This window comes from Affinibrenneria salicis, from assembly GCF_008710095.1.
Window position 1 is genome coordinate 156,848 of the sequence record NZ_VYKJ01000005.1, and the last position, 14,601, is coordinate 171,448.

Annotated in this window: 14 protein-coding genes; 9 read left to right on the plus strand and 5 right to left on the minus strand. The window is 59.7% G+C overall.

Annotated elements, in window-relative coordinates; translation table 11 throughout:
- Positions 1 to 10 precede the first annotated feature (10 nt).
- From FJU30_RS11850 to arsC, 4 genes are all read left to right on the plus strand, one after another.
- Positions 11 to 586: a glycine cleavage system transcriptional repressor gene (locus FJU30_RS11850; protein ID WP_150435173.1), complete on the plus strand. Its 576-nt coding sequence runs from the start codon at positions 11 to 13 to the stop codon at positions 584 to 586.
- A complete protein-coding gene (bcp, locus tag FJU30_RS11855; RefSeq protein WP_150435174.1) occupies positions 583 to 1,056 on the plus strand; it encodes a thioredoxin-dependent thiol peroxidase in 474 nt (157 codons plus the stop codon). The genes FJU30_RS11850 and bcp overlap by 4 nt, the downstream gene beginning before the upstream one ends.
- A 316-nt stretch (positions 1,057 to 1,372) precedes the next feature.
- Positions 1,373 to 2,839, plus strand: coding sequence for a beta-barrel assembly-enhancing protease (gene bepA / locus FJU30_RS11860; protein ID WP_150435175.1), 1,467 nt, complete (start codon positions 1,373 to 1,375; stop codon positions 2,837 to 2,839).
- Between the two features lie 29 nt (positions 2,840 to 2,868).
- Positions 2,869 to 3,222, plus strand: coding sequence for an arsenate reductase (glutaredoxin) (gene arsC, locus FJU30_RS11865; protein WP_150435176.1), 354 nt, complete (start codon positions 2,869 to 2,871; stop codon positions 3,220 to 3,222).
- A 2-nt stretch (positions 3,223 to 3,224) separates the two neighbouring features.
- Here arsC and hda read toward each other — a convergent pair whose 3' ends face one another.
- The 3 genes from hda to upp form a co-directional block, all read right to left on the minus strand.
- Positions 3,225 to 3,932: a DnaA inactivator Hda gene (gene hda, locus FJU30_RS11870; protein ID WP_150435177.1), complete on the minus strand. Its 708-nt coding sequence runs from the start codon at positions 3,930 to 3,932 to the stop codon at positions 3,225 to 3,227.
- Positions 3,933 to 4,046: 114 nt separating this feature from the next.
- Complete coding sequence (uraA, locus tag FJU30_RS11875) at positions 4,047 to 5,336, minus strand: uracil permease (protein WP_150435178.1); 1,290 nt, start codon at positions 5,334 to 5,336, stop codon at positions 4,047 to 4,049.
- A 102-nt stretch (positions 5,337 to 5,438) separates the two neighbouring features.
- Complete coding sequence (gene upp, locus FJU30_RS11880) at positions 5,439 to 6,065, minus strand: uracil phosphoribosyltransferase (protein ID WP_150435179.1); 627 nt, start codon at positions 6,063 to 6,065, stop codon at positions 5,439 to 5,441.
- Between the two features lie 233 nt (positions 6,066 to 6,298).
- Between upp and purM the strand changes: the two genes are divergently transcribed.
- From purM to speG, 4 genes are all read left to right on the plus strand, one after another.
- Positions 6,299 to 7,336 (plus strand): phosphoribosylformylglycinamidine cyclo-ligase, encoded by a 1,038-nt coding sequence (purM, locus tag FJU30_RS11885; RefSeq protein WP_150435180.1) that lies wholly within the window; start codon positions 6,299 to 6,301, stop codon positions 7,334 to 7,336.
- The gene (purN, locus tag FJU30_RS11890; protein ID WP_150435181.1) at positions 7,336 to 7,974 is read left to right on the plus strand and encodes a phosphoribosylglycinamide formyltransferase; all 639 of its coding nucleotides are present in this window, start codon (positions 7,336 to 7,338) and stop codon (positions 7,972 to 7,974) included. The genes purM and purN overlap by 1 nt, the downstream gene beginning before the upstream one ends.
- Positions 7,975 to 8,320: 346 nt before the next feature.
- A complete protein-coding gene (gene dld, locus FJU30_RS11895) occupies positions 8,321 to 10,069 on the plus strand; it encodes a D-lactate dehydrogenase (protein ID WP_150435182.1) in 1,749 nt (582 codons plus the stop codon).
- Between the two features lie 174 nt (positions 10,070 to 10,243).
- On the plus strand, positions 10,244 to 10,822 hold the full coding sequence (gene speG, locus FJU30_RS11900) for a spermidine N1-acetyltransferase (RefSeq protein WP_150435183.1): 579 nt from the start codon (positions 10,244 to 10,246) through the stop codon (positions 10,820 to 10,822).
- A gap of 62 nt (positions 10,823 to 10,884) precedes the next feature.
- Here speG and ybbP read toward each other — a convergent pair whose 3' ends face one another.
- On the minus strand, positions 10,885 to 13,311 hold the full coding sequence (ybbP, locus tag FJU30_RS11905) for a putative ABC transporter permease subunit YbbP (protein WP_150435184.1): 2,427 nt from the start codon (positions 13,309 to 13,311) through the stop codon (positions 10,885 to 10,887).
- Positions 13,308 to 13,994, minus strand: a complete 687-nt coding sequence (gene ybbA / locus FJU30_RS11910; RefSeq protein ID WP_150435185.1) for a putative ABC transporter ATP-binding protein YbbA — start codon at positions 13,992 to 13,994, stop codon at positions 13,308 to 13,310. Before ybbA ends, ybbP begins: the two co-directional genes overlap by 4 nt.
- On the opposite strand from ybbA, the gene tesA reads away from it, so the two are divergent.
- A complete protein-coding gene (gene tesA, locus FJU30_RS11915; protein ID WP_191091590.1) occupies positions 13,965 to 14,600 on the plus strand; it encodes a multifunctional acyl-CoA thioesterase I/protease I/lysophospholipase L1 in 636 nt (211 codons plus the stop codon). The genes ybbA and tesA overlap by 30 nt on opposite strands.
- Position 14,601: the final 1 nt, after the last annotated feature.

Genomic DNA, 14,601 nt, shown 5'->3' on the forward strand with positions numbered 1-14,601 from the left:
AAGCATAATTTTGCCGAACGCACCACAACACTATCTGGTTATCACCGCGCTGGGCGTTGACCGTCCAGGCATAGTGAATACCATTACCCGCCACGTCAGCAGCTGTGGCTGTAATATCGAAGATAGCCGCCTTGCTATGTTCGGCGAAGAGTTTACCTTTATTATGCTGTTGTCCGGTAGCTGGAACGCGATCACGCTGATTGAATCCACGCTGCCGCTAAAGGGCGCCGAACTGGAATTGCTGATCGTGATGAAGCGCACCCGCTCGCACGCCGCCCCGCCGATGCCGTCAACCGTCAGAGTAAAAGTGGACGTTGCCGATTCGCCCCACCTGATCGAACGGTTTACCGACTTGTTTGATTCCTATCAGTTGAGCATCGCCGAACTGGTTTCCAAAACGCAGCCGTCGGCCGAGCACGAACCGCCGCAGCTGTACATTCAGATTACCGCGCACAGCCCGGCGCGGCTGAACGGTTCAATTATTGAGCAAGCCTTTTATCAGCTATGTACAGAACTGCACGCACAAGGCAGTATTAGCGTTGTGAACTATCCACAGCATGAAGAAAAAGAGGGAGATCAACCATGAGCCCACTGAAAGCCGGTGATATTGCACCGAAATTTAGCTTGCCCGATCAGGACGGCGAGCTGGTAAATTTAACCGACTTCCAGGGACAGAAAGTGCTGGTGTATTTCTATCCCAAAGCGATGACGCCCGGTTGTACCGTGCAGGCCTGCGGTCTGCGCGACAATATGGATGAACTGAAAAAGGCCGGCGTGGACGTGCTGGGTATCAGCACCGACAAACCTGAGAAGCTGTCGCGTTTTGCGGAAAAAGAGTTGCTCAACTTTACCCTGCTGGCCGATGAAGACCATCAGGTGGCGCAGCAGTTCGGCGTCTGGGGTGAAAAAACCTTCATGGGCAAAACCTATGACGGCATCCATCGCATCAGTTTTCTGATCGGAACCGATGGTAAAGTGGAAAAAGTGTTTGATGATTTCAAAACCAGCAATCACCACGACATCGTGCTGAACTATCTGAAAAGCGCCACGCAGTAACGCTGCCCGCCGCTGCCTTATCGGGTTACCGCCCGCCGGGCGGTAACCGTCATTCCCCGTCGCTGTTCGTTACCTGCGCCGCGCCCGAATTACGTGCGGTTGAGCGCGCATTTACACACCCCGTGTTTCATTGTGCGCCCGGGATGGCTAAGATGGACGGCGGATGGAAACGCTGTTTACCGCTTATACTCAATAGCGTCGGGGATGAGAATTAACGCACCCCTGGCGCCGGTTAACGCCGGCGGAACGCAGACGGAAAAATACGCGTCTGCAACCTGAGCATGCAGATCGAAGAGAGATAAGGTTATCGTACGCTATGTCTGACCGGATAAGAAAAGCGGTTATGGTTGCATTGATCGCCAGCGCGCTGGCGGGCGTGGCGCTGCCCCTCGCCCGCGCCGATGTGCAGGATCGCTTACCCGATATCGGCACCACCGCGGGCGGCACGCTCAGCATCAATCAGGAGCTGGCGATGGGCGATTTTTACGTGCGCCAGCTGCGCGCCGGCGCGCCACTCATTAACGATCCGCTGCTAACGCAATATATCAACCAGCTGGGCGACCGGCTGGTCAGGCATGCCGACTCGGTACGCACACCGTTTCATTTCTATCTTATCCGCAATGACGAGATCAACGCCTTCGCTTTCTTTGGCGGCAACGTGGTCATCCATTCCGGGCTATTTCGCTATGCCGATAACGAAAGCGAACTGGCGTCGGTGCTGGCGCATGAAATTTCCCACGTGACCCAGCGCCACCTGGCGCGCGCGATGGAATCCCAGCGCGCCAGCGCGCCGCTGACGTGGGTCGGTGCGCTGGGCTCGATTCTGCTGGCGATGGCCAATCCGCAGGCCGGGATGGCGGCGCTCAGCACCACGCTGGCCGGGACGCAGCAGGGAATGATCAGCTTCACCCAGGGCAATGAACAGGAAGCCGACCGCATCGGTATTCAGGTTCTGCAGCGCGCCGGATTTAATCCGCAGGCCATGCCGGATTTTATGCAGAAGCTGGCCGAGCGCTCGCGCTATTCGTCTAAACCGCCTGAAATATTGTTGACCCACCCGCTGCCGGAAAGCCGGCTGTCCGACTCGCGCAACCGCGCCAACCAGATGCAGCCGGTGCCGGTTCAGTCCTCGCAGGATTTCCTGCTGGCCAAAGCGCGGGTCTTCGGCATGTACGGCTCGGAAAACGCTCCGTTAACCGATGAGCTAATCAATAACTGGTCAAAAGGCAACGCGCGCGAGCAGCTGGCGGCCAAATACGGCGAGGCGATTCGCTTTTATCAGGCGAAGAAGTATGACGACGCGCGCGCCAGGCTGCAGCCGCTGCTAAGCGCGCAGCCGAACAACGTCTGGTTTCTCGATTTGATGACCGATATCGATCTCGGTCAGCAGCGCGCCGCGCAGGCCATCGCCCGTCTGGAGAAAGTCAGCGGGCAGCCGAACAGCCCGGTGCTGCAGCTCAATCTGGCCAACGCCTACGTGGAAGGCAAGCAGCCGGCGGCGGCCATGCGGATTCTGCACCGTTACACTTACGCCAACCCCAACGATCCGAACGGCTGGGATCTGCTGGCCCAGGCATCGGCCGCACAGGGCGGGCGCGCCGAAGAGCTGGCGGCCCGCGCCGAAAGTCTGGCGCTTGACGGCCAGCTCGATCAGGCGATCCGCCTGCTCGGCAACGCCAGTTCGCAGTCGAAGCTCGGCAGTCTGGAACAGGCGCGTTACGACGCGCGCATCGATCAGCTGCGTCTGTTGCAGCAGCGTTTCCGGCAGTATGAAAAAACCTGATCGCCGCCGCCCGGTTAAGGACATCGCACATGAAGCAAGTCACGCTCTACCACAACCCTCGCTGTTCCAAAAGCCGCGCCGCGCTGGCGCTGCTGGAGCAACAGGGCGTTAAACCGCAGGTCATTCTTTATCTGCAAACGCCGCCCGATGCCGCCACGCTGACGCAACTGATCGCCATGCTGGGTCTGAGCGGCGCTCGCGATCTGATGCGCCGCAACGAAGATTTGTATACACAGTTGAATCTGGCCGACGCAGGGCTGAGCGAGGCGCAGCTGATTCAGGCGATGGTTAGCCACCCGAAGCTGATCGAGCGGCCGATTGCGGTGCGCGGTGAACAGGCGCGCATCGGGCGCCCGCCGGAGAATGTGCTGCAGATTCTTTGATCTTACAGATCGAGGATCTCTTTGACGAACGGAATGGTCAGCTTGCGTTGCGCCGTAATTGAGGCGCGATCGAGCTGATCGAGCGTCATGAACAGAGTGCGCATTTTACGATCCAGCCGCTTCAGCAGAAAACGGCTAACGTCCTCCGGCAATTCAAAGCCGCGCAGCTTCGCGCGCAGCTGCAGCGCCACGCCTTTTTCATCATCCGACAACGGCTGCAGCTTATAGATCTGCCCCCAGTCCAGCCGGGAGGCCAGATCCGGCAGTTGCAGGTTAAGCTGGCGCGGAGGCCGATCGCCGCTGATGAATAAACGCGTGCGGCCGGTTTCCTGAATGCGATTATACAAATTGAACATCGCCATTTCCCACAGCTCGTCGCCGGCGATGGCCTCGATATTATCGATACACACCAGCGCCAGTTGCTCCATCCCGTCCAGCACTTCGGGGACAAAATACGCGCGCTTATCCAGCGGCACATAGCCGACCGCCTCGCCGCGCCGCGACAGCTCGGCGCAGGCCGCGTGCAGCAAATGACTGCGCCCGCCCCCCTCGCGCGACCAGAAGTAAATATAGCTTCCGTGTTCCTGCTGAAGCGCGTTTTGAATAGCCGCCAGCAGAGACGGATTTCCTCCCGGATAGAAACTGGCGAAGGTCTCGTCATCGGGCAAATAGAGTGGCAGTGAAAGCTGTGCCGGTGTGTTCAGATGCACCTCTTGTGATACTGACGGAATAACGCAACAAGTTTATCACAGAAACCGGCCGCTGTTGAATCGGCAAGCGCGCGGCGAGCCGCCCCGCAGGGCGCAGCGTCACGCGCCGAACGGTTAACGACCGGCCATTTCCTTTTCCGTTTCTCCGTCCGTTTCGTCCTCGTCGCGCACCAGGCTGATGATCCGAAACAGCAGGCTCAGGCCGATTCCGACCAGAGTGGCCAGCGCCATGCCTTTGAGTTCCGCCGCCCCCAGGTGTACCCTGGCTCCGCTTACGCCGATGATCAGGATGACCGCGGTCAGAATCAAATTCTGCGCCTTATTGTAATCGACCTTTGATTCAATCAATACGCGAATGCCCGACGCGCCGATCACGCCGTACAGCAGCAACGATACGCCGCCCATCACCGGCACCGGCACCGCCTGAATGGCGGCCGCCAGCTTGCCCACGCAGGAGAGCAGAATCGCCAGCAGCGCCGCCCCGCCGATCACCCAACTGCTGTACACTTTGGTAATCGCCATCACGCCAATATTTTCCCCGTAAGTGGTATTCGGCGTGGAGCCAAAGAAACCGGACAGCATGGTCGACACGCCGTTGGCGAACAGCGAGCGATGCAGACCCGGATCGCGAATCAAATCCTTCTTGACGATATTAGCAGTCACCACCAGATGGCCGATATGCTCGGCGATCACCACCAGCGCCGCCGGCAGGATAGTAAGCATGGCGAACCATTCAAAGCGCGGCGTGTAGAACGTCGGCAGGGCAAACCAGTGCGCCTGCGCCACCGGCGTCAGATCCACCACGCCCATGAAAAAGGACAGCGCATAACCTACCAGCACCCCGATCAATATAGGAATAATGGCGAGAAATCCGCGAAACAGCACCGCCCCCAGCACCGTCACCGCCAGCGTGACCAGCGCGATCGTCACGCTCTTGCCGTCGACCGAAACGCCGTCGGCCGGCAGTAAACCGGACATATCGGCCGCCACGCCCGCCAGCTCCAGCCCGATCACCGCCACGATGGCGCCCATCGCCGCCGGAGGAAACAGTACATCCAGCCAGCCGGTGCCGGCCTTTTTGACGATCAGCGCGACCAGACAAAACAGCGCGCCGCACAGAATAAAGCCGCCGAGCGCCACCTCGTAGCCGAGAGGCAACAGCAGCAGCACCGGCGAGATAAAGGCGAAGCTGGAACCGAGATAAGCGGGTATTTTGCCTTTACAGATAAACAGATAGAGCAACGTGCCCACGCCATTGAACAGCAGTACGGTAGCCGGGTTGATTTTAAACAGAATAGGAACCAGCACCGTGGCGCCAAACATCGCGAACAAATGCTGGAAACTCAGCGGGATGGTTTGTAGCAGCGGGGGCCGTTCACTTACGCCGATGGTGCGCCGGGTCATGTCGATATCCTCTGTAATCGTAAAGACAAAAATAAGCCGGCCTTTTGCGCGCCGCGCTAAGTATCCGGCAAAAAAAAGCCGACCCAGCGGCCGGCAGCGAGCTTATTTGGTGCCGAATATCTTATCGCCGGCATCGCCGAGACCCGGCATGATATAGCCCTTCTCGTTCAGCCCCTTATCGATGGCCGCGGTGTACAGCTCCACGTCGGGATGCGCTTTTTCCAGCGCTGCGATCCCTTCCGGCGCAGCCACCAGCACCAGCACCTTAATACTCTGACAACCTGCTTTCTTCAGCAGATCGATCGTGGCGATCATCGAACCGCCGGTCGCCAGCATCGGGTCCACCACCAGCGCCATGCGCTCTTCAATATTGGACACCAGCTTCTGGAAATAGGGCACCGGCTCCAGCGTCTCTTCGTTGCGGTAAATCCCCACGACGCTAATGCGCGCGCTGGGCACGTTTTCCAGCACGCCTTCCATCATGCCCAGCCCGGCGCGCAGAATCGGCACCACGGTAATTTTTTTGCCTTTGATTTGATCAACTTCGACCGGCCCGCACCAGCCATTGATGGTCACTTTTTCGGTGGCCAAATCAGCGGTGGCTTCATAGGTCAGCAGACTGCCGACTTCCGACGCCAGTTCACGAAAACGCTTGGTGCTAATTTCACTCTCACGCATCAGGCCAAGTTTATGTTTGACAAGTGGGTGCTTCACCTCAACGATCTTCATTATTTTTCTCCCCTGCGGCAGTTGGCCGGCCAAAAAAATCGCCGGATTATAACGTTTTTTTGACCGATGCCATATGTTTTAGGCTGATCCAGATCAACCGCTGCCGGAAATTATGGCCGATGACAAAAAATAAATCGTGGGCCACGCACCGCTCGCAAACGTTTGCCCACGCTGTTAGAATTAGCCCGCTCCATTATTTAACCTCCTATCGAAACCTCCGTGGGGATTCCGCAGTGACCGACAAGACCTCTCTCAGTTATAAAGACGCAGGTGTGGATATTGATGCTGGCAACGCATTAGTAAATCGCATCAAAGGTGTAGTGAAACAAACCCGCCGCCCGGAAGTCATGGGCGGGCTGGGCGGTTTCGGCGCCTTGTGTGCTTTGCCACAAAAATATCGTGAACCAGTTCTGGTTTCCGGCACGGATGGTGTGGGTACGAAGCTGCGTCTGGCGATGGACTTAAAACGCCATGACACGATTGGTATCGATCTGGTAGCCATGTGCGTGAATGATCTGGTGGTTCAGGGGGCTGAACCGCTGTTTTTCCTCGACTACTACGCCACCGGCAAGCTGGACGTGGACACCGCCGCCAGCGTGATTACCGGCATCGCCGAAGGATGTAAACAGTCCGGCTGCGCGCTGGTCGGCGGCGAAACCGCTGAAATGCCCGGTATGTATCACGGCGAAGATTACGACGTGGCCGGCTTCTGCGTCGGCGTGGTGGAAAAGGCCGACATCATCGACGGCAGCAAGGTCCAGCCGGGCGATGTCCTGGTCGCGCTGGCCTCCAGCGGCCCGCACTCCAATGGCTACTCGCTGGTGCGCAAAATTCTGGAAGTCAGCCAGACCGACCCGGCCGAACAGCAGTTGGCGGGCAAACCGCTGGCCGACCACCTGCTGGAGCCAACCCGCATCTATGTTAAATCCGTGCTGTCGCTGATCGAAAAGGTAGACGTTCACGCCCTCTGCCACCTGACCGGCGGCGGCTTCTGGGAAAACATCCCGCGCGTGCTGCCGGACGGCATGCAGGCCACAATCGACGAATCCAGCTGGCAGTGGCCGGCGGTATTCGACTGGCTACAGCAGGCCGGCAACGTCAGCCGTCACGAAATGTATCGCACATTTAACTGCGGCGTGGGTATGATCGTCGCCCTGCCGGCCGCACAGGCGGACGAAGCCGTAGCGTTACTCAACAGCAACGGCGAAACAGCATGGAAAATCGGCGTCATTTCTCAGGCAGGCGCCGGAGACGCAGTGGTTATTAAGTAATGAAAAACATGGTCGTACTGATCTCGGGTCAGGGCAGTAACCTGCAGGCGTTGATTGACGCCTGCAAACGCGGCCGCATTCGCGGACAAATCGCCGCGGTCATCAGCAATGATGCCGGGGCTCCAGGTTTGCAACGCGCGCAGGAGGCCGGCATCGACAGCCTCGCGCTGGCGCCGGCCGACTTTGCCGACCGGGAAGCGTTCGATACGGCGCTGGCCGACCAGATTGACCAGTACCAGCCGCATCTGGTGGTGCTGGCGGGCTACATGCGGATTCTCAGTCCGCAGTTTGTCGCCCGCTTCGCCGATCGGTTGATCAACATCCACCCGTCTTTGCTGCCGAAATATCCCGGTCTGCATACCCATCGCCAGGCGCTGACCAACGGCGATCGCGAACACGGCACCTCAGTCCATTTCGTCACCGACGAACTGGATGGCGGGCCGCTGATCCTGCAGGCTAAAGTGCCGATCTTCGCCGATGATAACGAAGACGAGGTGGTACAGCGCGTTAAGGCGCAGGAACATACCATTTATCCGATCGTGGTAAACTGGTTTATGGAAGGTCGCCTGTGCATGCGCGATAATGAGGCCTGGCTGGACGGCGTGCGCATTCCGCCGCAGGGCTACGCCGCCGAATAGTCTGATACATCAGCCCGCCCGCGGGCTGATTCCTCCCCCCCGCTCGCTTTGCTTTTCTCCCCCGATAACGCGGCATTGCCTGACGCAACCGCATTGCGCTTTCCCATCGCTTAACGCCGCGCGCCGCTCAGGATAGCCGTCGGTATCGCGACTTACATGTCAGTTATACAAAACATCTCCTTTTATCGCACCAACAACACGCGCGGGAAAACGGCGCCTCACCGCCCCTGACCGGGCGAAAGACGCGATGAAAGCTGACCACAGAACGGGTATGCGGTTAGCGAGATACAAAATAGACGCTATGCTTTTAGCGTAATCATCGGATTAATTGACAGGACAGACTTCCATGCAGGACTATGCAAATCCCGTGACCTCCCCGGTTAACGCCCAGACGCTGCTTCAGACCCTGACTCATATCGTCGGCAAATCCCACATCCTGACCGATAAACAGAAAACGGAGCGCTATCGCAAAGGGTTCCGCTCTGGTCAGGGCGACGCGCTGGCGGTGGTGTTTCCCGCTTCGTTAATTGAACAGTGGCGGGTATTTAAAGCCTGTATCGAGGCCGACCGCATCGTGCTGATGCAGGCGGCCAATACCGGTCTGACGGAAGGCTCGACGCCGAACGGCGACGGCTACGATCGCGAAATCGTCATCATTAACACCCTGCGGCTGGATAAGGTGCAACTGCTGGATAAAGGCCGTCAGGTGGTGGCGCTGCCGGGCAGCACCCTGTGGCATCTGGAACGGGTGCTGAAACCGTTCGGACGCGAGCCGCATTCGGTGATCGGCTCCTCCTGTATCGGCGCTTCAGTGGTCGGCGGCATTTGCAACAACTCCGGCGGCTCGCTGGTCCATCGCGGCCCGGCCTACACGGAGATGGCGCTGTACGGACGAGTTAACGAACAGGGCAAGGCGGAACTGATTAATCATCTGGGCATCAGTCTGGGCGACTCGCCGGAAGAGATCCTGACTCGTCTGGAGCAGCAGCAATACGGCGAGCAGGATGTGGTCTGGGACGAGCGCCAGGCATCGGACCATGAATATGTCGAACGCGTGCGCGACGTGGAGGCGGATACGCCCTCGCGTTTTAACGCCGACGAACGCCGACTGTTCGAAGCCGCCGGCTGCGCCGGCAAACTGGCGGTGTTCGCCGTTCGTCTGGATACCTTTCCGGCGGAGAAATCCCAGCAGGTGTTCTACATCGGCACCAACCAACCGCAGGTGTTGACCGAGCTGCGTCGGCATATTCTGTCCAGTTTCAAGAACCTGCCGGTAGCCGGCGAATACCTGCACCGCGATATATTCAACATCGCCGAAATTTACGGTAAAGATACCTTCATCATGATTGATAAACTGGGCACCGATAAGATGCCGATGTTCTTCAACCTGAAGGGCCGCATGGACGCGTTATTCGGTAAAGTGCCGTTTCTGCCTTCGCACCTGGTGGATCGCACCATGCAGTTGCTCAGCCGTCTGCTGCCCTCTCAACTGCCGGACCGGATGAAAGCTTACCGCGATCGTTTCGAACATCACCTGATGCTGAAAATGGCCGGCGACGGAATTGAAGAGGCGCGCCGCTGGCTGGAGCAGTACTTCCGCGATGCCGACGGCGAATTCTTCGTCTGCAGCCAGCAAGAAGGCGCGAAGGCCTTTCTGCACCGCTTCGCCGCGGCCGGCGCCGCCATCCGCTACCATGCGGTGCACAGCAAAGAGGTGGAAAACATCCTGCCGCTGGATATCGCCCTGCGGCGCAACGACCGCGAATGGTTCGAGCATCTGCCGCCGGAATTCGACGATATGTTGGTTCACCGGCTGTACTACGGCCACTTTATGTGCCACGTGTTCCATCAGGATTACATCGTGAAGAAAGGCGTGGACGTGCATAAACTGAAGGAAAAAATGTTGGCGCTGCTCGACCAGCGCGGCGCGGAATACCCGGCCGAGCATAACGTCGGCCACCTGTATCAGGCCAAACCCCAGCTGAAAGCCTTTTATCAGCACAACGACCCGACCAATAGCCTCAACCCCGGTATAGGCAAAACGTCGAAACTGAAAAACTGGGGCGGCGGCTGCGGCGACGACAGTCACCATTAATCTTCTGCGAACGCGGGGGCGCGCCGGTTGCCCCCCGCTGGCGCACCACTCTGCGCACGCGGGGCGAAGCGGCGATTCGCCGCCCCGGCTAACGTCGCGCGACCATCCCCTGCTGCACGCCGTCCGAAAGGACTATATACTGGCCGCACTGATTTTTTGTATAAGGAACAACCCATGTGCGCCAACAGCAGCGTCAGATTACGTCCTCTGGAGCGGGACGATCTGGCCTTCGTTCACCAGCTCGACAATAACGCCAGCGTAATGCGCTACTGGTTCGAGGAACCGTACGAAGCCTTTGTCGAACTGTCCGATCTGTATGACAAACACATCCACGACCAGAGCGAACGCCGCTTTATTATCGAACACGACCAGAACCGCATCGGGCTGGTGGAGCTGGTGGAGATCAACCACATTCACCGCCGCGCCGAACTGCAGATCATTATCGATCCGGGCTGGCAGGGCCACGGCTACGCCACCCAGGCGACCCGGCTGGCGATAGAGTACGGCTTCTCCGTCCTCAATCTGTACAAACTGTATTTAATCGTCGATAAAGAAAATAACAAGGCCATTCATATCTACAGCAAACTGGGGTTTGAGGTCGAAGGCGAACTTATCCACGAATTCTTTATCAACGGCGAGTACCGTAATACCATCCGTATGTGTATCTTCCAGCATCAGTATCTGGCGAAGCACAAAACCGTGACCGGCGCCGGCGGCCCTGCCCCAACGACTGAGAACGGGCTGCAAGGCTGACAACCTGAGGCCGAAAGCCTTCGTCCGCCCCGTTGCGAGACGAGCGAAGGCCCGGACGGACATCAGCCGGCGTAGCGACGAAACAGCGCCTTGCCGCGCAGCAGACGCACGCCCAACCAGCCGCCGCACAGCGACAGCAGCAGCGCGCAGATCGGCGGCAACAGCCACAGCGCAAGGCTCGGCTGCCAGGGAAAGTCAAATACCTTACGCTGCAGCAGCCACAGCGCCGCCTCCGCGCCGATGGCCGCCGCCAGCCCGGACACCAGCCCCAGCGCGGCGAACTCGCTCCATAGCGTACGGCGCAGCAGACGCAGCCCGGCCCCCAGCGTACGGTAGACCATGAGCTCCTGGCGCCGCTGGCGCATGCCGACCTGAATCTGCGCCAGCAGCAGCAGCACGCCGCAGACCAGCACCAGAACCACCATGATTTCCAGCGCCAGACCCACCTGCGCCAGCACCTGACCAACCTGGCGCAGAATGCTGCCGATATCCATCAGCGTCAGGGTGGGAAACTGGCGGTTGAGCTGGGTAATCAGTTGCTCATCGCCTTCATAGCGGAAGCTGGTCAACCAGGACTGCGGCAGGTTATCCAGCGCGCCGGGCGGAAAAATAAAGAAGAAATTGGGCCGCAGGCTTTCCCAGTCCACCTGACGGAAACTGGTAACGGTGGCGCTGAACGGCTGCGTGTCGCCGGTAAAGGTCAGCTTATCGCCCAGTTTAATGCCCAGATCCTCCGCTGCGTTTTGCGCCATCGAAACCTCGCCGGCTTTCGGCGCCTGGCCGGCCACCAGCGGATTGTGATCCGGCAGACCGTCGAGCCAGGTCAGACTAAGCTCGCGGTTAACGGTGTTGCCGCCCGGATCGTCTTCATGAATAACCTCCGTCGCCACCTGCTGATTAATCCCGGTCAGGCGCGCCCGCACAATCGGATAGAAAGTATCGGTCTGCACCTGATGACGGGCAAAAAAGTCTTTCACCTGCGGGATCTGTTCCGCGGTCATATTCAGCAGAAAATAGTTCGGACTGCCCGGCGGCAACTGCTGCTGCCAGCGCTCAAGCAGATCGCCGCGCAGCAGCAGCAACAGGGCCAGCAGCATAAAGGAGAGCGAAAACGCCGCCAGTTGGCTGAGCGTCGCCCACGGCTGACGCAGCAGGCGGTTAATCGCCAGCCGCAGCGCCAGATCACGCACCGTCAGGCGGCGCAGCAGCAGCAGACCGCCCCAGCCCGCGGCGCCGAGCAGCAGCGCCAGCACCGCCATGCCGCCCAACAGCGACCATAGCAGCGAGCCGCCGCCGGACAGCACGAACAGCAGCCCCACCACAATCAGCGCAACCAGAGGCAGGTAGTAGCGCAGCGGCCAGACGTCGGCCGTCACATCCTGACGCAGTACGCGCAGCGGCTGGGTGGCGAGCAGCAGACGATACGGCCGCAGCCCGACCAGCAGCGAAATCAGCAGCAGGGAGCCCAGCGCCCACAGCCACGGCCACAGACCCGAGGCCGGCAGCGCGGCCGGCAGCACCGGCGCCAGCATTTTCATCAAAATGGCTTCGAAGATCAGTCCGACCGCGCTGCCGCCGACGGCGGCCAGCGCCAGCACCGACAGCCACTGCCCGATAATCAGTCTGCGCAGCGCCCGGCGCCCGGCGCCGAGCGTTTTCAGCACCGCCACCAGATCATAGCGGCTGCGGCAATAATGGTTCATCGCCACCGCCACCGCCGCAATCGACAGCAGCAGGGTCAACAGCGCCGACAGCAGCAGAAATTGCTGCGACCGCTGCAGCGACTTGCCGAGCGCGCCGTCGGAATCCTCCATACCGTACCAGCGCTGATCCGGTTTGAGCTGCGGGCGGATATAATCGCTGAAGGCGGCGATTTGCTGCGCATCGCCGGCAAACATATAGCGCCAGGTAATACGGCCGCCGGGCTGGATCGCGCCGGTTTTCTCCACGTCGGCCAGGTTCATCAGTACGCGCGGCGCCGTTTCGAACGGATTGAAGCCGGCGTCCGGCTCCTGAATCAACTCGCCGGCGATGCGCAGCGACGTGTCGCCGACGTCCAGATTATCGCCGACCTTCAGATCGAGCAGAGCCAGCAGACGCGGCGCCACCAGCACCGTACCCGGCTGCGGCTTCAGGTTGGCCGGCCGGGTCAGCAACTGACCATAGAGCGGATAGCGCTGGTCGGTGGCTTTCACCCGCGCCAGCTGCGGCGTATCGCCGGCGAAGGTCATGGTCATGAAGGATATCTGCCGGCTAAGCGTCAACCCCTGCCGGCCCGCACTCTGCAGCAGACTCTCGTCGACCGGCCGCGCAGCGCGCAGCACCCGATCGCCGGCGAGAAAATCGCGACTTTGCTGACTCAGCCCTTTTTCCATACGATCGCTGATCGTCCCCAGCGCCAGCACGCAGGCCACGGCCAGCGTCAACGCCAGCCAGACGATAAGCAGCGAAGGCGAGCGCCATTCACGCCAGAACCAGCGCCAGATCATGCTTCCTCCCGCAGTTTTCCGTCGAGCAGCCGCAGCCGCCGCTGGCAGCGAGCCGCCAGTTGTTCGTCATGAGTGACCAAAATCAGCGTGGTGGAAAAATCCCGGTTCAGGGAAAACAGCTGTTCAACGATACGCTCGCCGGTTTTGCGATCCAGATTGCCGGTCGGCTCATCGGCGAACAGCACGCGCGGCCGCCCGCTGAAGGCGCGCGCCAGCGCCACTCGCTGCTGCTCGCCGCCGGACAGTTGGGCCGGCAGATGGTGCAAACGGGCGCCCAGCCCCAGTTGCTGCAGCAGCTGTTCCGCCTGGGTGCGGCTATCGCGTTCGCTGTCGCCGCGCAGCAGCGCCGGCAACTGTACGTTTTCCAGCGCGTTCAGCGTCGGCACCAGCATAAATGACTGAAAGACAAAACCGACGTCGCGGGCGCGCAGCGCGGCGCGACCTTCCTCGTCCAGCCGGTTGAGCGACTCGCCCAGCAACGCGACCTCTCCCTCGCTACCGTCGTCCAGACCGGCCAGAATCCCCAACAGCGTCGATTTACCTGAACCCGACTCGCCGATCAACGCAATCGTCTGAGCGGGTTTGACAACCAGCTCAACTCCGGTAAGGATGGAAAGCTGATTCTCACCCTGACCAACGTGCTTACTAAGATGATGAACTTCAAGAATGTTTTCCGCTGGCATATCTCCGCCTTTCTGCTGCTGGGATTATTCAGTTTACGCGCCGTCGCCGCCGATACCCTGCTGGTGCTGGGCGACAGCCTGAGCGCCGGCTACCGCATGCCTGCAGCCAGCGCCTGGCCGGCCTTGCTGGATCAAAAATGGCAGGCCGCGCCCGGCGGCACAAAAATCATCAACGCCAGCATCAGCGGCGATACCGCCGCTCAGGGGCTGGCGCGCCTGCCCGCGCTGCTAAAACAACATCAGCCGCGCTGGGTGCTGGTCGAACTCGGTGGCAACGACGGCCTGCGCGGCTTCCCGCCGCAAAATATTGAGCGGGATCTGACGCAAATCATTACGCAGATTAAACAGGCGCAGGCTCAGCCGCTGTTGGTGCAGATCAAACTGCCGTCCAACTACGGGCGCCGCTATAACGATCTGTTCAGTGCCCTCTATCCACGTCTGGCGCAGCAGTTTGATATCCCGCTGCTGCCGTTCTTTATGGAACAGGTGTATCTTCGACCAGAGTGGATGCAGGACGACGGCATTCACCCCAATCGCGACGCCCAGCCCTTTATTGCGGACTGGATGGGGCAACGCCTGACTCCATTAGTTAACCACGAGTCTTGAT